14 protein-coding genes are annotated in these 25,174 nt (G+C 53.8%); all 14 read right to left on the reverse strand.

Annotated features, from left to right (window positions below; all coding sequences use genetic code 11):
• Positions 1-54: 54 nt before the first annotated feature.
• A complete protein-coding gene (locus BN3772_RS31665; RefSeq protein WP_042203820.1) occupies positions 55-5,460 on the reverse strand; it encodes a LamG-like jellyroll fold domain-containing protein in 5,406 nt (1,801 codons plus the stop codon).
• 86 nt (positions 5,461-5,546) lie between these two features.
• Positions 5,547-6,482 (reverse strand): glycoside hydrolase family 43 protein, encoded by a 936-nt coding sequence (locus BN3772_RS28360; RefSeq protein ID WP_042203822.1) that lies wholly within the window; start codon positions 6,480-6,482, stop codon positions 5,547-5,549.
• Between the two features lie 49 nt (positions 6,483-6,531).
• Entirely contained in the window at positions 6,532-9,657 is a 3,126-nt protein-coding gene (gene lacZ / locus BN3772_RS28365) for a beta-galactosidase, LacZ type (protein ID WP_042203824.1), read from the reverse strand.
• Between the two features lie 65 nt (positions 9,658-9,722).
• Complete coding sequence (locus BN3772_RS28370) at positions 9,723-11,162, reverse strand: glycosyl hydrolase family 28 protein (RefSeq protein ID WP_042203825.1); 1,440 nt, start codon at positions 11,160-11,162, stop codon at positions 9,723-9,725.
• 59 nt (positions 11,163-11,221) lie between these two features.
• The gene (locus tag BN3772_RS28375) at positions 11,222-12,802 is read right to left on the reverse strand and encodes a DUF3502 domain-containing protein (RefSeq protein WP_052380739.1); all 1,581 of its coding nucleotides are present in this window, start codon (positions 12,800-12,802) and stop codon (positions 11,222-11,224) included.
• Between the two features lie 108 nt (positions 12,803-12,910).
• On the reverse strand, positions 12,911-13,828 hold the full coding sequence (locus BN3772_RS28380; RefSeq protein ID WP_244444861.1) for a carbohydrate ABC transporter permease: 918 nt from the start codon (positions 13,826-13,828) through the stop codon (positions 12,911-12,913).
• Between the two features lie 18 nt (positions 13,829-13,846).
• Positions 13,847-14,824, reverse strand: coding sequence for an ABC transporter permease (locus BN3772_RS28385; protein ID WP_086074809.1), 978 nt, complete (start codon positions 14,822-14,824; stop codon positions 13,847-13,849).
• Between the two features lie 185 nt (positions 14,825-15,009).
• Positions 15,010-16,968 carry a carbohydrate-binding protein gene (locus BN3772_RS28390; RefSeq protein ID WP_086074810.1) on the reverse strand — a complete coding sequence of 653 codons (1,959 nt, stop codon included), beginning with the start codon at positions 16,966-16,968 and terminating at the stop codon, positions 15,010-15,012.
• 38 nt (positions 16,969-17,006) lie between these two features.
• Complete coding sequence (locus BN3772_RS28395) at positions 17,007-18,017, reverse strand: glycoside hydrolase family 130 protein (protein WP_042203827.1); 1,011 nt, start codon at positions 18,015-18,017, stop codon at positions 17,007-17,009.
• Between the two features lie 56 nt (positions 18,018-18,073).
• Complete coding sequence (locus tag BN3772_RS28400; protein WP_052380740.1) at positions 18,074-18,910, reverse strand: carbohydrate ABC transporter permease; 837 nt, start codon at positions 18,908-18,910, stop codon at positions 18,074-18,076.
• Between the two features lie 14 nt (positions 18,911-18,924).
• Entirely contained in the window at positions 18,925-19,827 is a 903-nt protein-coding gene (locus tag BN3772_RS28405) for a carbohydrate ABC transporter permease (RefSeq protein ID WP_042203851.1), read from the reverse strand.
• A 110-nt stretch (positions 19,828-19,937) separates the two neighbouring features.
• Positions 19,938-21,326, reverse strand: coding sequence for an ABC transporter substrate-binding protein (locus BN3772_RS28410; RefSeq protein ID WP_042203832.1), 1,389 nt, complete (start codon positions 21,324-21,326; stop codon positions 19,938-19,940).
• A gap of 172 nt (positions 21,327-21,498) precedes the next feature.
• Entirely contained in the window at positions 21,499-23,130 is a 1,632-nt protein-coding gene (locus BN3772_RS28415; protein WP_042203833.1) for a response regulator, read from the reverse strand.
• Between the two features lie 3 nt (positions 23,131-23,133).
• Positions 23,134-24,942 (reverse strand): cache domain-containing sensor histidine kinase, encoded by a 1,809-nt coding sequence (locus tag BN3772_RS28420; protein ID WP_042203835.1) that lies wholly within the window; start codon positions 24,940-24,942, stop codon positions 23,134-23,136.
• Between the last annotated feature and the right edge of the window lie 232 nt (positions 24,943-25,174).

Raw genomic sequence — 25,174 nt, forward strand, 5'->3', positions numbered from 1 at the left:
AAAGATGCAGTCTGCCCGCAGGGCAGCTGCATCCTTTTTACGCCAGCCTGTGCCTTACTTTACAACTACAGCTATTGTCCCGCTCTCTGTCTCGCCTGCCGCATTCACCAGAACAGCATGATACTCATACACTCCTGCCGCTTTTCCTGATAGCCGCGTCGCTGCTGTCTGGGCGGCCGGTGTAGCTTCGCTCAGCTTTTGCGAATCTATCATTATGCCGTTCTCATACAGGCGGTATTCGGAAGCATTTGTACCCCACCAGAGGTTCATGGTAATGCTGTAACTGCCGTCACCGTCCCAGTTGTCTTGGGATAACACCGGTTTGCCGGGGGCTGCATCCGTTACGCTGACGGTCAGCGGATCACTTTTCACCGTTCCGTAGCTGTTGATCAGCTCACCGACATACGTATAGGTCCCGTTCGTTCTGCCGGAGATTTCTGCCTTGGCGGTCTGGGCCTGCGGGGAGCTGTTCTTCAGCTCCTGAGTAGAGAATAGCTTGCCGTTTTCATACAGCTTGAACACAGTCCCGTTCTCTCCCCACCATAGGTTCATCGTAACGGTGTAGCTTCCGTCTTTGAGTCCTGTATCATGCCCGTTGTTGTCGGACAGCACCGGCTTGCCGGGTGCAGCAGCTGCGTCAGAGGGTCCGGTTCCTCCGGTCTTGCGGAACACCGCCTGCAGGTTCCAGTCGCGCGTCACATTGTAGGATTTGACCCCGCCAAGGTAGCCGCCGGCATACGTTGTCAGATTAAACAGCGGGTACTCTGTCCACAGATAACCCGCAGACAAGCCATAAAAGCTTACCGGCTCAACCCATTTCACAAATTCATAGCCGGGCGCGGGAACCGCAAGAACTGTAACGGCTGTAAGGTCGCCATGCACCGTCAACGTACTTCCTTCATTCCCTGAAGGCTGAGGGGCAGGCGGCAGGCCGTTCGGATTAACATACACTATTGTTGTTCCGGCCGCAGGATCACTGGCTGTTGTGGTGATTGTGTAGACTGGATCGTAGCTTGCGAGATCCGTGCCTGTCTGCCCGAAGAGCCGCAGCTCCGAGATATTGCCGAACCAGTTGCCGCCGTTAATCCGCAAATACCGGAAGCCGGCGTCCTTGTAACGGTCCAGTACTTTGACCGGCTGCCATATGTCATAGCTGTAATTTTTGGAGCCCTCGGAGACCGTTATCCAGGTCACTCCGTCTGCCGAGGCGCTGACAGTCACTCCTGCGGCTCTGGCCGGGAATCCGTTGCGGTTCAGTAATTCAATACGGTCAAGCTGAACCCTGTTGCTGCTGTCCTTTGCGCCAAAATCAAGGGTATAAAATCCGTATCCGCCGCCCCCGGCTCTTACATCCGGGAAGGTGGAGATTTTACCGTCGAACAATAAGGGGATTTCGCCCGCATCCAGAGTATTGTCCGAACCGGTAATATGCGCCTCGGCTGCCGCATTAATCTCGTTAGCTGTATCCGAAACAAGAATTTTCCGGGACACCAGGGTATTGTTTGCACCTGTGATATAGCTGTCAGGGTAGCTGTATACGGTATCTGCCGGAGTACCGTCTGCCAAAGTGTAATCGAGCGAAATAGCGGCATAGCCCGGCTTCGTTCCGGCACGGACGGTATACTCAGCCGTATAGCTGCCGTTCTGGTGATCTGTAACCTGTACAGACTCCCCTTGGATCGCAGCCCGGATATTGCCGACAGGTTCATCCGCTGAGAAGGACAGAACCACTTTATCCCCGATGACCGCTCTTGGCGGAACCGGCAGCGTATCCTGCACCGGCACGATATTCTGCACCTTGAGGCTGATATCCCTGACCACACCGGCCGTCTCGTAGCGCTCCCCGAAAATATGCAGATCCGCGACGGTAAACGGCTGATCCTCAGTGTAATCATCCTTGTTCAACACGCCTGCCGTAATGTCTTTCAGGCGGAAGTAGCGGAAGCCCGTATCCTTGTATTCATTCTTCACCGTATAGCTGAACCAACTGGTGGTATATTCTGATATATCATCAGAGATACGCACCCAATTCGCATAATCATTAGAGGCCAGAATGACAGCCCCCTCGGAGCGGGCCGGGAACCCGGCATCCGGCAGCAGCCTGAATGCACCCGGCTTCACCTTAAAGCCTGCGCCGAAATCAATCGTGAACTGCTTCTCATCCGCAATCCAGCGGATCGGAATGCCGGAAGCATACAAGTCAACCAGCGAAGCCATATTAATGCTTGCGCTGTCCGGAGCCCCGGAAGCTATGCCGGTCAGATCAAGCGCCCCGTCATCAAGCAGCGGATTCAGCAGCCGCAGCCCTTGTACCGCTTCCTTAAGCTCCAGCAGCGCCGTATTCCGCGCCGCTTCATCACCGGAGCTGATGATCCCCAGCGCAGCATCAACTTTACTGCGGAATAGGCTATAGCCGGCAGTCTCATACTTTTTGGCCGGATCATAGGCGCTGATCACATTCGCGATTGCCTCACTATAAAGGCCGGCCACCGTTACGGTGACTTCCAGCAGCTTAATTGCGGTTCCGTTTGATACCGTCACATAGAAGGAATAATTCCCGGGCGGCTGCGACGCCGGCAGGTTCCCGGTCAGTACGCCCGCACTGCTGACGGAAATTTCCGCATCCGCCAGGAAACCGGCATCTTCGCCGGAGATGCCATACGTTAAGCTCTGACCGGCATTGGCCGCTGCGTTGGAGACATCATACTGCAGCTGCGATGACGGATAGGCATCCAGTCCGAGCGTACTGGCATTTCCTTTGAAGGCCGGCGATTTAACTGTAGTGCTGTTGACGAGTACATGGTCTAATTCGATAGAATCGCCAGGCTCCCCGGATACTCTGAAATAAAGGATCGAATCCGCCTGAAATGCGGTAGCAGGCAGAGCAGACAGGTTAATAACCGCATATTTCCATTCCCCTCCGGTATCGGGCAGCCGGAACGAAGTAAACGGCTCCTTGTCTGTGTCGCCCTGCAGAGCCAGCGTTGTAATGGCGTTGCTCCTGATCCTGAAGGCCAGGTCTCCGCCACGCCAGATGTTCAACCCATAAACGGCAAAGAGGGCGCCTTCGGCTGAAGTCTCCACCCGGATTGCATCCGCAGTCCGTACTGTACTGCTCCCAACCGGGGTGAACCGGGTCTCCAGCTGGTATGGCACTGTCCCCCCATTCTCCTGGGCGAGTACGGGTGGTACGGCTGTTCCTGAAGCCGCCTCCGGAATATAGAGCCAGGAGTCGTTGACGGTCAGGCCATACACCTCCCATGTCCGGTACATGGCTTCGGCTACATACTGGAAGTCAGGATTATTATCCGTATAGCCTTTTCCATATTTATAGATATAGTAGTAATCCTCACGGCCGCCCAGCCGTCCCCGTCTGTCCGGACTTACCGGGGCATTCAGGCCGTCATTAAAGGGCACATCATACCCAAGATTATATTTGTAGAAAAAATTCACGCCTTTGATCAGCCTGTCGTTCATAAAGGAATATACATCGACACCGTCAGCATCCGATGATGCTGTTCCTGTGACCGGGTCCAGCAAAGTACCCTGTGCCGAGATAATCGCTGCCAGTACAGCCAGACCTTCAATATTATCAAAGGAATGCGGCTGGTCGCGGACCATCTCTTTAACGGCTATAACCGGCTCAGGAAGCTCGTTGCCGCTGCTGTCTGCCGTAAATTCATACATGGCATTGGCAATGGCACCGTTCTGATACGGCATGCTCGTGCCGGCATTCACAGTCGCCCACTCCAGGATGCGTTCATAGTCGGCCTTACTGTCCATGAACACGTAAGAGGATAACGTAGCCATGACCGAGGTCTGATGCTGGTTCAGCCAGTTGGTGTTGCGTTCCATCCACAGCCTGAGCGCCGGCTTCTGGAAGTTGTCGCTGTACTGCTGCGAATATTCCTCCTTCCACTCCAGCTCCTCACGGCCTGTGCTTGTGTAGCGCAACAATTCCGCTGCGGCATTCATCATGTACATGGGTGGTCCCTGCTGAATATGCGCATCCGTCACGTATTTTGCCAGCGACGGGTCAAGGCTTCCCCATAACAGAACGATACGCATGGCCTTTTCCCGGTAATCCGCATCCCCGGTCATGAAGTACATGACAGCCTGATAATAGGCCGCAGTGGCATCCTGGGTCATCTGATTGTTGAACAGACTGGTGCTATAGTTGTTATAGGAATAATTCGGCACAAGCTGGCCGAAAGCTGCCGCCGGATCTTTATCATTCTTAATGGCATACGATTTGGAGGCAAAGCTGCTGGAGGCAAAGGCTGTATAATACCCGTACCACGGCTGCTCTTTGTTCAGAATGTGATCCCTCACCCGCAGCAGCTCCTGCGGTGCAACACTGACAGCGGGATGGAGCAGCTCTGTCCCCGTATTGTTGATAAATACCGGCAGCGGCTCAGCCAGATTCTGCATCGCGGCCACCAGCTCTGCCGCAGCCGCCAGAAGAGCGGCCTGCTCCGCAGCCGGATCGGCCCTAAGTTGCTCAGCCTGCTCCATAACCTCCAGCAGTCTGCTCCACGTTTCGTCCGAATAGTACCGCTGTCCTTCTGCGGCGATCTTCCGGGCCTGGGCAATGGCTGAGTCCACGCTTGAGGACATATAGAGGGCCTGAAGCTCAGCTGCATTCAAGGCATAATTATAAATCCGGAATTCATCCAGCGAGCCATTGAACAGCGGATCAGCAAACTGGCTCTTCCCAAGGTAATTAAGCGATGGTTTAATCTGGCTAGGTTTAATCGACACATTGGCTTCGGCCTGCTGCTCCCCGTTCACATACAGGCGCGCCTTGCCGCCGCCCAGCGTCACAGCCACATGCACCCACTGGCCGGCGGCAAGCTGGGCGGTCTGGACGGATTGCTCACTCCCGCCGTTCTTGACGGCAAACCGCATATAATTGCCTGTCTTGGGCGTCAGGAACATATATTGGGTCGTGCCGTTTCCGAAGTCGAAGATACGCTGCCAGTCTTTTCCGCCCTTCCAGTTCACCCAGGCGGATACGGTAATTTCGTCGGCAGCTGCTGACGGAAGAGCGGCCGGCAGGGTCACATAGCTGTCGCTTCCGTTCAGGCTGATCGCCTGACCCACCCGGCCCTCTGTATAGACCGGGGTTCCGGATACCGCCGCGTCGGCCAGGCCATCCTCACTGCCGGCGTTGCCGTCAAACGGGTAGCGGACTACATTCCCGTAAGCTGACGCTGTAACGGTAGCTGCAGCTGCAGCTTCAGCCGGCACTTCAGTAACTGGTGCTTCACTATAAGTGGAATCCGTAACCCCGGCACGTATCTCATTATCGGATAATGCAGAGGTTAGAGCCGTTCCACCAGGCAGCAGCTCTGCAACTGCACCGCCTGCAGCCTCTGCGGGAAATACCGGCGTAGCCGCCAAGATAACCGAAACCGCCACAATTGCACATTTGTACATCCAGCTTTTTAGCGTTCTCATTTTTTCCTCCCGGGTTCATTTTATTGAACAATCCCAGTACTTTAATGAAGGCTTCTCCTGTTCCGGTAATGCTCTTTTTTGGGTTGCTAGCTAAAATGACGCCGGATACGCTCATATTCGTCAGCCGTAATGGCCAGCACCGTCCCGTGCTTGAAGCGGTAAGGAAAGCTGAACTGCCCATCCGAGCGGACAAACCGCCCGCCTCGCAGCGTGTCGGCGACAAACGGAACATAACCCTGTCCTTCGCCGCGCACGCCGTAGTAATCGAGCATCAGGCACCATTTTCCGTCTGGAAGCTTGAATGCGGTAGGACCTTCATACGCGCCAGGCGTAAGCTTAGCCATTTCTGCGGCAAACCTCATATTCTCTGTATAGGCTCCGGTAAGTGTCTCTCCATGCTGAAGCAGAATGCCGGCCGGATCTGCCTCGCTTTTCAGGAACCGGTAATACCGGCCTCCCTCTTCATACAGCGCGGAATCAATGATGCCGCTCCCGTCTTTCCTGCACAGCAGCTGCGGCTTGTCAAAGCTTATGAAATCCCTGGTCCGTGTGTAAAAGATCGCTTTGTCACCAAAATGATTGGAGGCATGGGCTGCGCTAAAATGAATGACGTACTCATCCCGCCCGGCATCATGGAATACTTCCGGTGCCCACAGGCAGCCAAAGTCTTCATCACCCAGCCCGACCAGTCTTTCCTCCGACCAGTTCACCAGATCCTCTGATTCCCAGAGCACCAGATGCTTGCTCCCGCTGCGGGCGATATTCGCCCATTTCCCTTCATACCTGGTATTAAAGCTGTTAGCCAGACTAAGATCGGTGGAGAGAATATAAAAGGTTCCGGATGCTGTTCGGACAATAGTATGATCCCGTACGCCCTTCTCCCCTTTATTGCTCCGCAGCACCGGTTCACCGCCGTTCACCTGCTCCCAGTTGAATCCGTCCCTGCTGAGGCCGAAGTAGACCTGCTCCCCGTCCGGCGTCTCCTTCTCCCGGAAATGTACAAATAAATAAGCGCTGTTCATGTGCTGCTCCTCCTCATTTTGGCTCCGGCCCCTTGTGTGCCTTTCCTCCCTATTCTGCCGCGCCTGCATCACCGATACCGCGCATCGTAAAGCGGTAGGAATAGCTCCGGTTCGCGTACAATGTAAATTCCGGATGCGTCTTGGCCGACCAGCTATCATCTCCGCCCACACCCATCTGCTTATGCAGAATACGTACGGCTGTCTTATCTGACGGCTTAAGCTTATAGGCATGGCTGGCTGCCTCCAGTTCCTCCACCGTATAAGGCAGAACACTGGTCTCCAGCTCGCTGTCTGCTGTAAAGAGCAGGCCTTTGCCGGCACCATCGTGGACCTTTAACCAGCGGACCCCGGTTTTATTGCCGCATTCCTGCGGCTTCAGATACGGCATAAACTGCCCGGCGGCCGAGCTGCTGAAAACCCCGAGCCGGGCGCCGCATTGGCGGTCCCAGTGGCTATCGTGCGGACCGCGGCCATACCACTCCAGCCGGTCATATTCAGGGTCCATCAGAAGAGTCATGCCCACAGCCGGCAGCTCAGGCAGGCCGGCTCCCGGATTCAGCGTCTGTTCAACAGCAATGCTGCCGTCCTCTGACACCCTGTAGCTCACGGTACAGCATGATTCGGCTCCTGTTTCCAGCCTGAATTCAGCAGTAATCTCCCATGCACTTGCCAGCTGGCGTCTGGTCAGCCTGCGGAGGGTGCGCTGCTTGACGGCCTCGCGCCAGATACCGGCCCGGACCGGCAGCCTGCTGCCCTGGTCGTTGTCTGTCATGGCGCGCCAGAACACCGGCTCCGGCCCCTGCCGCAGCAGCTCCGTGCCTTCGAACCGGTAGGAGACCAGTGTTCCGGTCTCCGTGTCAAAGGCTGCTTCGAACCGTTTGCCTGTCAGCAGCCACCGGCCGTTCTTTTCAACCAGTTCTGGACTGACCGCTTCGGGGTCGTAAGCCTCTCTGCTGCCTCCGGCCCGCAGCCGTACAGGCAGCTGCGCCCAGGCCACCTCATGCCCTGCCCGGGCCCAGAGATTATCCTGCTTCAGCCGCAGGCTGACCTCCAGCAGCAGTTCGCCTTCCTCTCCCTGCGGCAGCTCCGGCATTCGGAGGACGACATTACTCTCTGTCAGCGGCTCAACCGCAAAGCCCCCCTGGACCGGCGCTCCATAAGGCCGCCCGCTCAACAAAAGCTGCCACGTCCAGTCGTACTCATCCAGCCTTGTGAACAGGAACTTATTCCTTACCGTTACTTCTCCCGTTAAGGGATTCCATCCCGCGAAGTCAACGTTCTGGTAGCAGGCTTTGACCTCATCCAGCTTGGGCGAGATTTGCCGGTCTGCGAACAGCAGGCCGTTTCCGCAGCCGTTCCCGTCATGCGGAGTCTCGCCGAAGTCGCCGCCGTAGCCCAGATATGCCGTACCGTCACTTGTCTGTGTAAGGATCGCCTGATCGATCCAGTCCCAGATAAAGCCGCCCTGAAGTACCGGGTACTTGTCGAACAGCGTGGTATATTTAAACAGGTTGCCGTTGGAGTTGCCCATTGCATGGCTGTACTCGCATAGGATAAACGGCTTTTTGGGCTGCTTCAGCGCGTATCTTTCCACATCTGCCGGGAAGGTGTACATCTGGCTCTCCACATCCGATACATCCTCGAACGAACGGTTCAGGAACACGCCCTCGTACTGCACAAGACGGGCAGGATCATTCTCCTTCAGATACCTGTACATATGCCGGAAATTCTCTCCGCAGGAGGCCTCATTACCCAGAGACCACATCAGGATGCACGGATGATTCTTATCCCGCTCCAGCATCGACCGGGCACGGTCTACTGCATTCTCCCGCCATTCCGGCTTACTGCCGGGAACAATATCCTCCTCCGGGTAGAAGCGCCACGTACCGTGGCTCTCCAAGTTGTTCTCATCGATAACATACAGGCCGTATTCATCACAGAGCTCGTACCAGGCCGGATGATTCGGATAATGCGAGGTCCGTACTGCATTAATGTTGTAGGCCTTCATCAGCTGCACATCCCTGACCATCTCCTCCAGGCTGACAGCGCGGCCCGTGTAGCAGGAGAACTCATGACGGTTGGTTCCCTTGAACACTATACGGCAGCCGTTCAGGAGCATGAGCCCGTCCCTGATCTCAAATCTGCGGAAGCCGACCTTGCAGCTGACTGCCTGAAGGACGCCTCCTTCCTTGTCGCGCAGAGTAAGGACCAGTGTATACAGCTCCGGATGCTCCGCGCTCCATTTGCGCGGAGCTGCTACCGGTGTCCTCAGCTCCACAGCGGCAAACGAGCCGCCATTCACGCAGGCAGCAGCGCAGAAGCCAGTACCGGTTACCAGCCGGCCGGCGTTATCCAGCAGCACGCCTTCCACCCGAAGCTCTCCATCAGCCCCTCCCGCATACCGGAGCAGCTTCACGCGAACCTCAAGCTCTGCATTGGCACAGGCGGCATCCAGCTCCGTGCGCACACGGAAATCATAAATATGCTCCGGCGGAGGCGAAATCAGCAGCACCTCGCGGAATATGCCGGACAGCCGCCAGAAGTCCTGATCCTCCAGCCAGCTGGCATCGCTCCAGCGGTAGACTTCAACAGCCAGCTTATTCTCGCCGGGCTGCAGATAAGGAGTCAGATCGAACTCGGCCGGGGTGAAGCTGTCCTCGCTGTAGCCGACCAGCTCCCCGTTCAGCCATACATAGAACGCGGATTCTACGCCGCGGAAATGCAGGTACACCGGGTTCCCTGTCCATGATTCCGGAAGGGAGAACATCCGTACATAAGAGCCCACCGGATTATAGGCGGTCGGTGCGAACGGAGGCCGGATGTCCTCGCGTTCACTCCATGGATACCTGACATTGGTGTACTGCGGATAATCATAGCCCTGTAATTGCCAGTGGGAAGGGACAGCGATGTCAGCCCAGCCGCTTACATCATACGCCTGTTGATAGAAATCAGCCGGCCGCTGCTGCGGATTCTCCGCCCAGCAGAATTTCCAAAACCCGTTCAGGGACAGCATCCGGGAGCTGGCTCCGGCATCGTTCTTCACTGCTTCTTCAAAGGTGTCGTAAGGAGTAAAGGACGCGCGGGCATCCATGCGGTTCAGCTTGAAAATCTCCGGATTGTTGTTCCACTCGGGATAACCGTTAGCGGGAGGCTGATACTGAAACTTTGTGAACACTGCTCTTACACCATCCTTTTATCCTAATAATTGTGAGGAGCCGCCGGTCAGCCGCAGCTGCTGTCTTACTCCTCAAACGAAATTCCCCGCGCATACTCATTCACTTCAAGCACGCCCTGCTCAGGCTGCAGAATCGTCTGTCCGTTTACCTTGAGGCGCTTGAAGCTCACATGACGGATAGTCCGTTCATCATCATAGCCGAAGATCTGGGTCGGGCGCGCATTACTTCCGTTATACGAAACATCCTCAAAGCGGATATGCTCAATCCGGTGTCCGGGGACGGGATTATAGTCCTTGTTCCATACCACTCTCAGGTCGATCAGACGGCCTAGCTCGAAGGGCTCGACCCGGATGTTCCGGTAGAGTACATTCCTGACTGTATTGCTATCACCGGCATTGATGGCCATGGCTCCCATATAATTGGTCTGCGGCTCGTGATGCTCCAGAATATCGATGTTCTCGAACACGATATCTTCGATAATGTCCCCGTCCCCGTGATGGTCGCCGTGGGTACCGATCATCAGCGGATGGGCGACATCCGCCCAGAGGATGGAATTACGCACCCGGATGCCGCTGCTGTTCCCGTAATAGTCCCAGCGTGAGCCGTAGATTGCGATGCAGTCATCCGAGGTGCGCAGAAAAACATCATCGATCTCTATATCAGTGCAGGCCATCATATCAATGCCGTCCGACCAGCCCCGTGTGCTGAAGGATTTGAAATTACGGATGGACACCAGCCGCGACTTGCCCAGATAAATGCTGTAATGAGGCGGGTCGAGCGTAATAATACCTTCAACCGAGATCTGCTCCGAGAACATAATCCGGATGCCGCGGAAGGCCGAGAAGCGGTGAAAGTCAGACAGGCGGATAATCCCTCTGCCGCGTATAGACACATCGTGCACGTGATCGCAGACCATGGAGCCTGCCACCACGGCGCCGCCAGCAATATAGACGGTTATCCCGGATGGAATCCTTAGCAGCGTCTCCTCGATATAATGCATTCCCGGTGCAAAATACAGCGTATCCCGCACCCGGCCGTCTGTTCCCTCAGCTGCTGCCAGCAGACGGAAGATATCCTCGGTCCGGTGAATGGCCGGCTGCAGCAGGAGAACGTTCTCCTGCTGCGGGTCCGGTGCATCACTCTCGCAGGGATTCGCGAACAGGTGCAGATTACTGAACCGTTCCCCGTTGATTTCGATAGACAGCTTCTGCGGACGGTCCAGCATAAAGGTCAATTCCCGGCCGGTATGCTCAAACGGGAGGCCCGCTGAGAGCGGACGGATTACGGCTTCATTAATTGGCTGACCCAGACTTTCTATCCTTACCTCCACTTTCCCGCTCATATCAAAATAGGCCATAGAAGCACAACGCACATTGTGCATATCCACTTTGACCTCATACACAAACAGCTGCTGCCAGGCTTTCCCTGGAATCCGCACATATACTGCAAAATCCTCCTTGCCGGGTACTTCCGGCGGGGCTGTGTAAACCATAAGGTTATCCATAAGTCCTCCATAGAAAAGCCGCCCGAGAAAATAAATTATGCTCTAGGCGGCTCTTATCTTTATTTTCCTGCTTTGTAGGCATCCACTTGCTTCTGCAGTTCAGCCAGATACGTATCGAAGCCGGCATCCTTCAGCTGCTTTTGTACCTTTGCCAGATCACCGTCGATGTCATTGGTCATTCCTACGCTGAGCGGCTGGATGTATTGGGTTTTTACCGTCTCCAGATTGGACAGCTCAGTAGCCAGCGAGCTGGTATCGAAGCTGAAGCCTTCATAAGGATCGGTACCGCCGGCTTCTGCACGCTTAGCGCCTTCTATCTGGATGCTATCGAATATAGCCTTCCACTCTCCCGGATAATTGACCTGAAGCGCCTGATAACCGTCATACAGCCCTGTCCATGCAGGCTTGATATTATCGGTTGGAATGCCCTCATACAGAATGTATCCGTCCGAATCAACCTTGTAATTTTCGCCTTCTACACCATAAGCCAGTAAATTGTAGTAGGTCTGGTCGGTATGGCCTTTTTCAATAAATTTGAGTGCTTCCAGGGCATGCTGAGTATTTGCGCCTACAGAAATCATGGTAATCGTGCTTGGCGACATTTTAGGCAGGAAGGCCGGGGCATTATTATCCATAAAGAAGTCATACCAGCCATAGGTTGAATCCGGCAGCGCCTCTTTTAGCTGATTGATATAGTTGTTGCTGATTGCACCAAGGTGGTTATTGAATTCAAGCGGCTTCTGGTCCACCTTCATCAGCTCCAGCGTTTCGGCAGTCGCATTGCCCTGTGCGGCAAGCACGTCATGATCGACGATGCCGTCGTCATACCATTGCTTGGCCTTGGCTACGGCCTCTTTATACTCAGGCGTATCGTAGATGCTGATGATCTTATAAGGATCATCAAAGGAAGCTACGGCGTAATCAGCAGCAACCGTATAGTATTTGCTGGCAATCAGCTGGGAGTAAATATTAGTGCCAAACCGCTTGTCATTCAGCATCGGGGTAGACGGATATTCCTCTTTGGCTTTGTAGAGATACTGCTCGGCTGTTTCCAGACCGTTAATCTCCGGAAGTCCCCACTTCTGGCGCAGATCCTCACGGTACAGCATGCCTTCCCCGCCGCCGCCCGGCTTGTTGTATTGCGGAATGCCGAATACCTTGCCGTCGATTTTTACGCGGTCGAGCGAGCCTTTGTAGTGCTCTACCAGATCGGGCGTTTCTTCCAGCAGCGGCGTCAGATCGGCAAAAGCGTTCTTGGTGGCAAAGTTGGCAAAATCAGACCAGGCACCGCCGACATAAAGATCATATTCCTTGGCGGCGATAGCGCGGCTAATCTGGTTTTTCTCGTCGCCCCACGGGATATAGTCGAACCGGACCCGGATACCGAGATCCTTTTCAGTCAAAGCGTCCAGCTCTTTATAAAAGTTATCCAGTCCGCTTTTCGGTTCGTTCCCCATCGTAATCGCTTTCAATTCAATGATTTCTTTCGGTGCATCCGTTGCTGCCGTGTTACCGGTCTTAGCAGGCTCACTTCCGCTGTTGCCGCTGCCCGAATTTGAATTTGAGCAGGCTGTAGACAGGCCCAGCAATAAGGCCATGGATGTGACGAACATTGTCTTTGTGATTTGCTTTCTTTTCAAGCTTAACCCCTCCATTATTAGAACAAGTATATGTTCAGCGGAGAAAACAGTAAATACGCCTTCTCCGCTTCAAACCGGATTCATCAGACCGCTTTGGACTGCCGCCCCTTAACCCTTCACACTTCCGACAACCAGCCCACTGACAAAATAGCGCTGCACAAACGGATAGAACAGCAGGACCGGGCCGGTGACCAGCATCGCCGTAGCCAGCTTCATTGTTTCGCTGGGCAGCTGCTGGGTAATCAGGACATCTGAGCCCTTGACAGCATCCGTTACTCTGGACAGCATCCGGTATAGCAGGTACTGCAGCCCCCATTTATCCTTATCCGTGATCAGATAGAGGCTGTAGGTGAACCAGTTGTTCCAGTAGCCCAGTGCCGTGAACAGCCCGATGGTTGCCATCGCCGGCTTGGTGAGCGGAATGATAATCTGCCAGTAGATCCGGAAATCCCCGGCCCCGTCGATTCTCGCTGATTCCATCAGCGCATCGGGAATCCCCTTGATGAAGTTCCGGAACAGGAATACGTTGAACGCGGACATCAGGCCGCCGAGAATAACGGACCAGAGCGAGTGATTCAGATGCAGCACATTGGCTACTACGAGATAGGTAGGAATCAGCCCGCCGCTGAACAGCGTCGTGAAGTAGACGAAGAAGGATACCTTGTCCCTATGCTTAAAATCCGGGCGGGAAAGCACATATCCCCCCATAGAGGTACAGAGCAGGCCAAGAAAGGTCCCTACCGCTGTTACATAGATCGTAACCATATAGGCTCTGCCGATGGTGTTGCCCAGTGAAGTGAAGACAACCCGGTAGGCCTCCAGTGTGAAGCCCTTGGGAATAATCGAATATCCGCTCCGCACTACCTCCGACTCTGTGCTCAAGGAGCCGGAGAGCATAATAATAAACGGAATCACGCAGAGCAGAGCACCGATAGAAACCACCGTCACAGCGATAACATCGAATATCCTTGTCCCGGCATCCTTGCGGATTTTACTGCCGTATTTATCAACAGCCACAGAACTCACGTGCAATCACAGCCCTTTCTAGAATAAAGAATTTTCCCGGTCTACCTTTCGGACAATGGCATTCACGGTCAGTATCAGCAGCAGGCCGAAGACAGATTGATACAAGCCCGCAGCCGTTCCCAGATTGATGCTAAAGTTAACGGTCAATGAACGGTACACATAAGTGTCAATGATGTCCGTCGCGTTCAGCAGCAGCCCGTTATTGCCGACAATATTCCAGAAGAGGTCGAATTGTCCCTTCAGTATGCCGCCAACCGCGAACAGCAGCAGAATAATGACAGTAGGCTTGAGCAGCGGAAGGGTGACATACCGGATGCGCTGCCATTTGGAAGCTCCATCCACGTAAGCGGCCTCATAAATGCTCTCGTCGATCCCCATAATGGAAGCCAGATAGATGACCGTTCCATAGCCCAGACTCTTCCAGATCTCAACGACAACAATGATGATCGGCCAGACCCAGGGGGTGCGGTAGAAATCGAATTTTTCCATGCCCAGCGAAGTGAACATATTATTGAGTACGCCATAGTTAAAGTTGAACAGGTTATAGATGATGGAGCCGATAATAACCATTGAGACAAAATAAGGCATGAACATCAGTGTCTGCGAGGTTTTAACGAACCGTTTGAACGCAATTTCCTTGAGCAGCACAGCCATCCCGATCTGGCACACGTTACTAAGAATGATGAATGCCACATTGTAGAGGATGGTATTGCGTGTCAGCTTCCAGATGATCGAGTCCGCCCCGCCCTTGAACAGAAACTCGAAATTCTGCAGGCCGACGAACGGGCTCAGGAGTCCTTTACTGAAATCATAATTGGTAAAAGCATTGTACAGCCCGGCAAGCGGCAGGTAGTTAAAGGCTATAAAATAGGCGAACAGCGGGATGAGCATAAAATAGTAGGTTTTGTGCGCTCTGAAGTCCGCAAATGGCTTAGCTTTGCGTTTAAGCGCTTTCTTATTAAGCGCTTTCGAAGCGGCCGGTGATACCTGGTTCATGCAATCACTTCTCCTTTCATCCCTAATTCTACCGCCGTGCCGGCACGGGCAATATCGCAAATAACCAAGATTCCTTGCAAAAAAGGATGGAGTTCGCCCCGGTGCTGAGTCTATGCAGGCACAAAAAAAGAAGGCCGGGGGCCCTCTTTTACAGGATATTGCAATTAAATTATACCGTTTCCAGTCTATTTGAACTGGAACCAGGTTAAATTTGCAACTGTGGTTGAATCTGACTTAACAAAGGTAACATATAACGTATGGGTTCCTGCAGCTGTCCCGGCATTAAGCGGAATATTCTTGACTGACCAAGTCTGCCATCCGCCTGTGCTTTCTGCCGTCCAATAACCCAGCATTGTGCCTGTTGGGCTGTCCAAGTGGAATTCTATTCTTCCGCCGGAATTAGCAGATGCAACCTTCAGATCAATACTTGTTTTAGCTGTACTGCCAAAATCCACGTTTTTAAATGCGATATAGTCGCCATTGCTCCCTCCGCCAACATTCAGCCCGCCGTCAGTGCTTGCCTCATAGGAAAGAACACCTGAACTAAGGTTATAGCCTTCCGCTTCAAATTTCAGTGTGTTGAATTTTGGAGCTGCAGCATAGCTGTTCGTATCCGTTATTTTCAAATCAGTCAAATTAGTTGCCGCAACTCCGCCGACGCGGACATTGTTTAAGGTAACTCCGGAGACAGTAGAGGTGTCACTCCAGCCCTTCATGATTGAAACTTCACCTAAAGCGCGTAAATTGATATTATTATAGACCACATTTTTTATCGGGCCGGTTTTTGCAGAAAGATCAAACCATCTGGAGTGAACACCGGATCTCGGCCAGAAGCCTTCTACATCGATATTGTCAAATATGATGTTTTGTGCTGCCGGAGTTCCATAAAGATGACCTACTGCTAAAGCACGCCAGCACCGGTAAACATAAGAGTTTTTAACAACTATGCCATCCTGGAGCTGTTTCACTCCATCTCCAACCTTGAATGCTCCGCATCTGCTCCAGGCCAAAGCATCATCCACAACTACATTTGACTGGTTTTCAGGATTTCCCGGCCAGTTTGCAGCTATATCCGTAGTTGCTACATCCCATGTCTTAAAGGAGTAGGTGTCATCCTCCGATACGGCTACCGTGTGCTTTATTAGTACATTCTGGCTCTCCTGAATGTCTATTGCATCATTTTCATAATCAAGCTCATTGTTGTTGAAGTGCTTTGTATTCTGGAATGTGACATTATTGGATCTTGTAACGATTGTGGCCCAGCCCCCGCTGTCTCTTATGGTTATACCGTCAACCGTGAAGTTGCTGCACTGTAAGGGTACAAGAATATTGTTCAAGTAATGGTTTGTATTTCTCATATAATGGCCATTGCCGTCAATCGTTCCCCTGCCGTATATCTTAATATTGTTAGCATTTGTTTCGGTATAAATAAACCATGTTCCATCCTTACCCAGAGAATTCTTATGAAAATGGGTAGTGTAATCGGCCGGATTTCCTGACCCCCTTATAACAGAACCACCCTCCAGGTAAACCGATACATTGCTTTTTAAAATAAGGTTTCCGCTCTTATAAACTCCGGCTGGAACGTACACTGTACCGCCTCCAGCTGCGTTAGCCGCATTTATGGCGTTTTGTATTGCAGTTGTAGCCAGAGCGGCACCGGTACTGTCGGCACCGTACCCGGTTTTAACATTGTATATACCTGTACCGGATGAAGCCGGAACACTGGTTTCCAGAGCATCTGCCGCAATAACCAGATCTTTCAGGTTATTGATTTTAACGATCAGATAGGTTGGTGATGAAAGTGTAAAGGTAAGTGTATTTCCGCTCTTTGTTGCAGTAATTCCCAAGGCTTTGGGAGAAATATTATAGGTATTGATGGTCTCGCTTGCTGTTATTGTGATTGTAGTCGTACCTGAAAAAGAGAAATTGCAATAATTATAGTTTACAAATACCTCTGAAGTATCGATTACCGGTATATTTGTAGAGTCTGCTGTTACCGTGTATTGACTGGTCGCGGTATAGACCGGCGGTAATGGATAGCTAACAATTGTAGCCGCCGCTCTTGCTGTCAAAGGAAAGACAGCTGACAGACTGGCGAGCATACAAACAATTAAACTTAATAAGTTTAACTTTTTCAGCATGAATAAACACCTCTTTATATTTTTTAGAAAATACGCTCTTATTCATGCTCCGGCTCCAGACAGAGCCGGAGCAGATCGTCCACATGGGCCGTTGCCAGACATTCCACCGTATCCGCAGAGCCGTAATAGATCTTGACCTCGCCGTCATCCTCCAGAATCATCCCTCCCGGGAAAATCACATGATTGCGGAAGCCCCCGCCAATCTCATAGTCTGTCTCCGGTGCCAGCAGCGGCTGCCTGCTCATGCCGATCACCTTGCGGGGGTTCGCCAGATCCAGCAGCATCATTCCGGCGGTATAGCGCTTCTTCCAGGTGTCCTCCCAGCCGTGCTTGCCTCTGGCCGGGTCCACATCCACCGCATGAAAGGTGGTCAGCCAGCCCTTGTCCGTCCGGACGGGAGGCGCGGCCGGGCCAACCTTGTCATTGGCAAACGGCACCTGCTCGACGGCGAGCAGCAGACTGGAGTTGCCCCAATGCACAAGGTCCGGCGACTCGGAGATCCAGGCATCGAAGCGGTCCCGGCCGCCGCGGCTGTATACCGTGAAGGGACGCTCCAGCCGGACATACTTGCCGCCGATGAGTTCGGGAAACAGTACCATATTGCGCAGGTCCGGTGTAGACAGGCTGAGCACCTCGAAGTGTTCCAGATCATCGGTAACGGCAATTCCGCCGCGGATGCCATGGTGCGTATCCACGGCAAAGCACATATAACAACGGCCGCCGATCACGGTCAGGCGCGGGTCATAGGCGCGGATAATTTCTTCGTCATGCATTTTGAACACTGGCTTCGGGCCGGCCGTCCAGCTCAGCCCGTCGTCACTGTAAGCAATGCCGAGATCCGTGGTGTGGTGCGGTTCAAGCGTCTGATTAACCAGTGAGCCGTAATCATTGCGGAAGATCATCACATACTTACCGTTAAATTTCGTGACACCGGCATTGAATACCAGTGCGGTGGGGTAAGGAACCTTCGCTGCATCCAGCACCGGATTGCCCGGATACCGCCGGATGAACGGGGCAGATTGCAGAATTGACGGAGCTTGTTGAGTCATCGGGTGTCCCTCCTTGAATGTTAAATATGGAATATGGGCTGCGCAGGGCCGGACCGCTACCCTTTGAGGGAACCGGCCGTCATCTGCATGAAGGATTTGTTGGCGAACAGATAGGCCACGAGAATCGGCAGAATGGACAAGCAGGCGCCCGCCATCATATAGTGGGTCTGGGAAGCGGCCGAAATCCCGTATTTCAGGTTCGCCAGCCCGACAGTCAGTGTCTGCAGCTCCGGCTTCGTCATCGTGAACACGAGCGGCAGCAGATATTCATTCCACGCGCCGCGGAAGGTGAACAGCGCACCTACGCCGAGTCCGGGTCCGAGCAGCGGCAGAATTATCCGCCAGAAGGTGCGGCCGGGGGAGCTGCCATCCATCAGCGCCGCCTCATCCAGCTCACGGGGAATCCCCTTCATGAAGCTGGACAGAATGAAGAAGATCGAAGCATGGGCGGAGATCAGAATCAATATGACCCCCCACAGGCTGCTGTGCAGATGAAGCTTGACCATCAGATCAAACTGCGGACGCAGCACGACCGCTCCTACTGCCACGAACATAGTGAAGGATTGCAAGCCGATATACAGCTTCTTGCCTGCAAAATCCATCCGGTCCACCACATAAGCCGCCATGGATGATACCAGCAGCGTGCCAGCCACCGCCGTCAGAGAGACAATCAGGCTGTTCAGCGTATATCTGGAGAAATTCGCCTGCGCCCAGGCTTCGGCATAGTTCGAGAAGTGCCAGCTATCCGGCAGGAAGGTGGCTCCCGCAGTCAGTTCGGCATTTGTCTTGAAGGAGCCGAGAATAGTGATAACGACCGGAATCAGGGTGATAAAAGCAAATGCCAGCAAAAAAATCCACAGGATGATATTGCCCAGTATGGTTCTTAGTCTCATAATAGCCTCTCTCCTCAATCAGTCTGATTCATACGTCTGGATGCGTAGAAATAAATGATCGATATGATCCCGACGATGAACGCAGACACGAAGGCGACCGCACTGCCGTATCCGAACTCTTGGACCTGGACCGCCGCGCTGCCTCCGCCGACAGGGAAAAATAATTTATACAAATACAGAAACATCACCTCTGTCTTGCCTACAGGACCGCCCTCGGTCAGCACCATAATGCTCTCGTAGCCCTTCAAAGCTGTAATGATCGCCAGCATAATGACCATCTGCATGACAGGCCCGAGCATCGGCAGGGTGACATAGCGGAACTGCTGGATTCTGCCTGCTCCGTCCAGGGAAGAGGCCTCATACACATCTTCCGGGATATTCTGCAGACCGGCGAGGAAGAGCAGCATGTAATTGCCGACCGCCCCCCAGGCCGCAACCAGAATGACGGTGAGCATGGCATATTTCGGCCCCAGCCAGTCCACACCGGAACCGGAAAGGCCCGAACGGATCAGAAACTGGTTGAGAATCCCGTTATACGAGTTAAAGATCGTGAAGAAGACTACGGCCATTACAGCGGTACTGATGACGGTCGGCATGAAGAAAATCCCCCGCAGCAGCTGTCTGCCCCGCAGCCCCCGATTCAATATGGCGGCCAGCAGCAGAGCCAGCGGAATAGTGATCAGCAGCTTGCCGCCTGCATAGACAAACGTGTTCACCACCGAATCCCAGAACTGGGTATCCTTCAGGATGCGGCTGAAATTGTCCAGCCCGGTAAACCGGGCCGTTCCGAACCCTTTATAATCATAGAACATATAGCGGAACGCCCAGGCAATCGGATAAATCCCGAGGACCAACGTGAGCAGGGCACTTGGAAAGATAAAGCTGTATGAAAATAAGGCTTGTTTTGTTTTGTTCATCCGGTTTCTTCCGGCTCCTCTCCCTTGCGGCCAGAGCAGAGGCATGGGAAAGCTGCTTCCTCCTCCCTCTGCCCTGGCCTATATCTATATCTCTGTCCCTGACCTTCCCTCTACTTGGCGAACTTGCCGCCCAGTGCAGCGGGGTCAAAGCCGGCATCCGGCTCGGCCTTCACGCCATCATTGGCAATCACACTGTCCAGTGCAGTGTTATAGCGTTTGTTCAGATCGGCGATAATCGCCTTCAGATCGCCGCCGTTCAGCATATACTTGAAGAAGGCGTCATCCGATTTCATCCCTTCCGGTGCTACAGACGGATAGACCGGCCACACTCCATCGTGCTTGTCCGGCAGGAAGCCTTCAATGCCGTTCACATCCGGTGTCTTGGCTACTGCACTGACGGATGGAACCATGGAGATGCCAAAGCCCTTTTCCTGATAATCCGTCAGCACCTGATCGCCGTACATGAACTCCATGAACTTCCAGGCTGCTCCTTTATGCTCCGACTTCGAGCTCAGCGCCAGCCACTGGCCCCCCAGGAAGCCCGAAGCCCCCTTCACATTGCCGTCGATGGTCGGAACCGGAGCCGCTGCCCAGTCAATCTTGGCCGGGAACTGATTCTTGTAGACGCCCGGCTCCGAGGAGTAGGACATATACATGCCGATTTTGCCCTCCGCAAACTGCGCCCGCAGCGGATCAATATCCAGCGATTCTACGCCCGGCAGCATACTGCCGTCATCCCTGATCTGCTTAAAGGCATTGATGATCGGCTCGAAGCCGCTGAAATCGTAGCGGGCCGTCTTGAAATCATACCCGAAGCCGCCATAGCCGCTCATCTCCGCAACCACCCGCGCCGATCGCGCAAATGCACTGCCTGGGCTTTTGAAGTTCAGGGCGAAGCCGTAAGCGCCGTCCGCTTTGCCGGCTTCTGTCAATTTCTTAGCTGTATCTACCAGCTCCTGCAGAGTAGCCGGCGGATGCTCAACACCTGCTTTGGCGAACAGATCCTTATTGTATACAAGACGCATAGTCGTTCCGAAGTTAGGCAGGCTGTAACGCTTGCCGTCGAATTCATTCAGATCCGGCATGGCCGGGAATTTCGTCTTCAGCTCATCGGTGAGGAACTCGTCAATGGGAGCAAGAAAGCCTTTTTTGTAGAAGGTCTGGATGGTATTCTCCTTCACCCGGATTACATCCGGCGCATCGGAGGTCTGGAAGGACAGATCGAGTGCGGTATCGAAGTCGTCGCCCTTGACGACCAGTTCCACCTCAATCCCGTCGGTATTGGTTGCGTTGAACTCGGCTACCTTGTCCTTCACGAAATCCGCATCATGACGGTCGCCGGTCCAGTAGCTGATTTTGGTCTTTTCCCCTGAACCGCCTGTCTTCCCGTCTCCCGTGCCTTCTGCAGCATTGCCGCCGTTACCGTTGCCGTTGCCGCAGGCTGCCAGGCCAAGTGCCAGGACCAGGCTCAGAGATGTTATTAGCATACGCTTCATCATTGGTAGTTCCCCCTTATATTCCCTTTATGTATTCGCTTACAAATTGATTATAGACGGATTGGCGCAGACGGATAAGGCGGGTAACCCCACTTTAAGGGCAGATTTCTGCAGGAGCTTTATACAGTGAAGGGAGGCCACCTCCGCCCTGCGGACATGCCTCCCCTGCGCACTTCTATTCTTTTCCAAGATAATGCAGTTTGAACTCGGACGGGGTCATTCCGGTATATTTCTTAAACACCTCGCTGAAATAGCGCCTGTGCTCATACCCTAGATCCTGGGCGATCTCCTGAACCTGCCGGCCGCTGATCAGCAGCACCTTGGCCTTCTCCATCTTCTCGTGCATCACATACTGCTGAAACGAAATCCCCTGCACCTTCTTGAACAGGTTGGAGAAATACCCCTGGCTGAGGTTAATCTGCTTCGCCACCTGCTCCAGCGACAGCCCCGTATCCAGATGGCTACCGATATATGCGGCGGCCTGGCGGATAATCCGCGTGGATTCCAGGGAACGGGCCTCCGTAACCAGCGCACAAGCCTCCCGGCACAGCCCGGACAGCAGGTCCCGGATATCCTGCAGGGAAGGATGCACCTGGTTCTTCATGACGGCAATGCTGCGCTCCAGCGGCTCCACCTGCCCGTAGGGGAACTGCTCCAGCAGGACCCGGCAGATTCTGTAGCCCAGCTCATAGCCGACGCTCTCCACATAACGCGGCTCAGGCAAAAGCCCGCTGTCCAGCAGCTCTGCAAATAGCTGATCGAGCACCTGCAGGCTTTTGGCAGCATTGCCGGAACGCAGGGCGAACAGCAGCTCCTGCTCGGCGGCGGCAGAGTAGCTGTGAAATGCGAGCGGTTTATTCTCGATATTGCTGTAAATGTAGACCCCGTTGCCTCCGGTGTAGAAATGATAACCCAGCGCGCTAATCGCCTGCCTGTACGCTGCGCCCAGCTCCTGAATCGCCGCTGCGCCCATCCCCACGCCAATGGAAAGCGTATGCCGGGAGAACCGGCTTACATTCATGCAGCAGGCCTCCGTAACCAGCGCGGCCGTATCCGGGTCCGAGCCATTTATGATGCAGACGTACCGGTCTGTCGCCTCGCGGATGATGACGCCGCGGGTCCAGGCGGAAATCGTCTCTTCGAGAATATTGTGCAGGCTGAACCGCAGCAGCTCGACCTCCTGTACAGGCTGGCCGCTCAGCTTGTCCGTGAAATGATCGATTTCGGCGACAAACACGAAGAAATCATGCTGGTCCAGAGGGATATCGAGATAGGCCCAGCGGGAACGCGCCTCCGATTCTGTCGTCTGGTGGTGCAGCAGGAAGCTGAGATATTCCTGGCGGAGAATAGGCAGACTTTCTCTGATTTTGGCCTCCATCACAGCAAGTCTGATCGTCTCCTGACGCTCCTCCCGGCACAACTCCCTGGCCTTCAGCACAGCCTGAACAATCTCGTCCAGGGAAAAGGGCTTCTTGACAAAATCAAGCGCCCCAAGCCGGATGGCTTCCTGGGCATAAGAGAATTCCGAGTAGGCGCTGAGGATAATAATCTTGCAGTCCGGCAGCACCTCCAGAATTGCCCGGGTCATCTGCAGGCCGTCCATTCTTGGCATCCGGATATCCGTCAGCACAATGTCCGGCCGGGTCTCACGGATAATCTGCAGCCCCGCTTCACCGTCAAGTGCCGTACCGGCGACCTCAATACCGTGCTCCTGCCACGGCGGCTTGCGCGAGACCATTTCCACCACACTTTTAATATCGTCGATTACACATAACTTGAACCTTTCCTGCTCCAGCTTCCAGTCCATCCTTCATCTCTCCTCCCTTGACGGAATCCACAGATCTGTCCGTGATCCCTTATATGGTTCGCCGCCAACGTCCATACGGGCTTCGGCCCCGTAATACAGCGCCAGCCGATGCCTGATGTTAAACAGGGCATAACCTTTCTTCGACTGCGGAGCCCTGACCATCCCCTGCTTGACCCGTGCAGCATCAAGACCCCGCCCGTTGTCGGTAATGCTAATATGCAGCAGCTCCTGCTCCCGGCTGACCGTAATGTCGATCCGGCCGCCGGCGGTCCGGTCGCTGAACCCGTGCTGAATGCTGTTCTCCACCACCGGCTGCAGGATAATCTTGGGCAGCAGGCAGGATAGCAGGACCTCGTCCTCAACCGTCACCGTGTATTCAAACAGCCCTTCATAGCATTTCTGCTGTATGGCGAAATACTGCTGCATATGGGACAACTCGTCCTCAAGGGGAATCAGATCCTTGCCGCCGCTGAGCCCGATCTGAAACATCTGCGACAACGACAGGATCATCTCGTTCACATCGTCATTCTCGCCCATAACCGATTTGCAATAAATGGTATTCAGCGTATTGTACAGAAAGTGCGGTTCCATCTGCGCCGTAAGCGCGCGGATCTCTGCATAACGCTTGTCCTCCTCCTTGGCCTTCACATCTGCAATCAGCACCTTAATCTCCGACATCATCCGGTTGAACTGATAGCCGACCTGGGCAACCTCATCCTCATAACGGCTCTCATACACTACGCTAAGCTGGTTCTCCTCGACTCTGCGCATCAGCCGCTGCAGCTTGAACAGAGGCTTAAGCAGCACAGACGTCAGCTGATTTGTGATCAGCCAGGTGGCCAGCAGGAAGACTGCCATGACATAGAGGGTGATGCGCTGCACCCGCTGCAGCTTGCCCAGCAGCTGGTCCCGCGACTGCATACCGGAGATGATCCAGTCCGGCGATGCCGCTAAGCCTGTATAATTAACCAGATACTCCTTCCCGCCATAGCTGTAGTTGTAATCCTTGGAACCGGCTGCTGTCCCGGCTCCGGGGAGCATCGGCTTCCAGGGGAACCTGCCTTTGAAGGGCCAGCGGGACTCCACCACCGCCTCGCCTTCCCCGCTCACCAGGTAATAATCCCAGCCTGCTTGCTGTCCCCCTTTATTTAGCAGCTCATCTATCCGGCTCTCCCTGATATTGACCACAATAAATACATTGCTGATCGGTGTGTAAGGGTATTCATAAATGCCCCGGATCACGAAGGAGACCACCCGCTGGCTGCCCGTGAATAACCGGTCATAATGTCCTTTAGCCCAGTAGCCGCCCGGCTTCCCCTTGCTCAAACCATATAATTCCGAGTCGTAGAATGAATGGTCCTGCACCCTGATCTGTGTCGTGGAATAGAAATCGCCTATCGGGGTAACAATCAGCACATTCTCAATGATCGGCTGATTAAACGTTGCCTGGGAGAGCACATATTGCAGATCTGACAGATGCACATAATAATTCGACACGTCATGGCTGAACACATCGAGCATCATCTTACGGTACGCATCGCTCAGCATCAGAGACTGCACGGACAAAGCCACATCATTCAGGCGGGAATCCAGCAGCTGTGCCGTCTTGCTTACGGTCTCCCGGCTGCCCGCGTAGGCATTGTCCTCAATCTCCTGCGCGGCAATCCAATACGAAAAGGTGCCCATTGCACTGATGGACAGCGTGATCAGCACGATGAACGAGAAGAGAATCCTCTGCTTAATGGATATCCGGTAATACCTGCTGGCGATCTGCCGCCGGATCCGCCTTGCATAAGCTGTGACTGTATTCATAGTTCTCCCTTCTTGAACATGTATCTCTCTATTTTTGTATGTTATTGTCACTTGTACCATACGGCTGCTCCAGCCCGGCGTCAAGACAGGGCATGATTATTTAGCGGATTCCCTCCCTTTTATCAACAGGCACGGGCCCTCCCCATAACAAAAAGGCCTAAATGCTCCTGCATAAAGGGAATGGTTAACAATCGTCGAATCTAGTCACTATGACAATTCGAGGAGTGTATCC

Origin of the sequence: Paenibacillus camerounensis, from assembly GCF_000723885.1 — a bacterium.
Classification (GTDB): Bacteria; Bacillota; Bacilli; order Paenibacillales; family Paenibacillaceae; genus Paenibacillus_AQ; species Paenibacillus_AQ camerounensis.

Bases quoted from the DNA above. Each gene is read 5' to 3' on its own strand.
- BN3772_RS28385 (WP_086074809.1), bottom strand. From the start codon at position 14,824: ATGAACCAGGTATCACCGGCCGCTTCGAAAGCGCTTAATAAGAAAGCG.
- BN3772_RS28390 (WP_086074810.1), bottom strand. From the start codon at position 16,968: ATGCTGAAAAAGTTAAACTTATTAAGTTTAATTGTTTGTATGCTCGCC.
- BN3772_RS28370 (WP_042203825.1), bottom strand. From the start codon at position 11,162: ATGGATAACCTTATGGTTTACACAGCCCCGCCGGAAGTACCCGGCAAG.
- BN3772_RS28420 (WP_042203835.1), bottom strand. From the start codon at position 24,942: ATGAATACAGTCACAGCTTATGCAAGGCGGATCCGGCGGCAGATCGCC.
- BN3772_RS28400 (WP_052380740.1), bottom strand. From the start codon at position 18,910: ATGAGACTAAGAACCATACTGGGCAATATCATCCTGTGGATTTTTTTG.
- BN3772_RS28410 (WP_042203832.1), bottom strand. From the start codon at position 21,326: ATGATGAAGCGTATGCTAATAACATCTCTGAGCCTGGTCCTGGCACTT.
- BN3772_RS31665 (WP_042203820.1), bottom strand. From the start codon at position 5,460: ATGAGAACGCTAAAAAGCTGGATGTACAAATGTGCAATTGTGGCGGTT.
- BN3772_RS28360 (WP_042203822.1), bottom strand. From the start codon at position 6,482: ATGAACAGCGCTTATTTATTTGTACATTTCCGGGAGAAGGAGACGCCG.
- BN3772_RS28395 (WP_042203827.1), bottom strand. From the start codon at position 18,017: ATGACTCAACAAGCTCCGTCAATTCTGCAATCTGCCCCGTTCATCCGG.
- BN3772_RS28415 (WP_042203833.1), bottom strand. From the start codon at position 23,130: ATGGACTGGAAGCTGGAGCAGGAAAGGTTCAAGTTATGTGTAATCGAC.
- BN3772_RS28405 (WP_042203851.1), bottom strand. From the start codon at position 19,827: ATGAACAAAACAAAACAAGCCTTATTTTCATACAGCTTTATCTTTCCA.